The sequence below is a fragment of the Bacillus sp. LR--39 genome, from assembly GCF_053613335.1.
This window is the reverse complement of sequence record NZ_JBSIOT010001395.1, coordinates 1-556: the sequence shown is the minus strand read 5'-3', so window position 1 is coordinate 556 and position 556 is coordinate 1. Positions and strand designations below refer to the sequence as shown.

Here is a 556-nt window from a genome sequence, read left to right as displayed (position 1 = left end):
CCGAAAACGCGGCCCAAATTTATATCAAGCTTGAATCTTTTAATCCGAGCGGAAGCGTAAAAGACCGCGCGGCCTATCAAATGATCCTGGATGCCGAAGAAAAAGGCCTGCTGAAACCGGGTTCAACCATCATCGAACCGACGAGCGGGAACACCGGCATCGGCCTTGCGATGAACGCGGCGGCAAGAGGCTACAAAGCCATTCTTGTCATGCCTGATACGATGACAAAGGAGCGTATCAATCTTCTGAAAGCGTACGGAGCCGAAGTCGTCCTGACGCCGGGGGATGAAAGAATGCCGGGCAGCATCAAAAAAGCGCAGGAGCTCGCTCGGCAAATACCAGGCAGCTTTATTCCGATGCAGTTTGATAATGAAGCCAATCCGGAGGCTCACCGGAGATCAACCGCTCTGGAAATTGCCCGGGCAATAGAAGAAATCGGCAAACCGCTCGCTGCATTTGTTGCAACAGCAGGGACAGGGGGAACGATTACCGGAACAGGCGAAAAGCTGAAAGCTTTATTTCCGGGAATAACCGTTCACGTGGCAGAACCTGCAGG

At 52.9% G+C, this 556-nt stretch carries 1 protein-coding gene; it reads left to right on the top strand.

The genetic code is table 11. The annotated features are described in order from the left end of the window. Window positions 1-556: PLP-dependent cysteine synthase family protein (locus tag ACWHAR_RS30715; RefSeq protein ID WP_452088889.1), on the top strand; the 556-nt coding region annotated here is incomplete at both ends.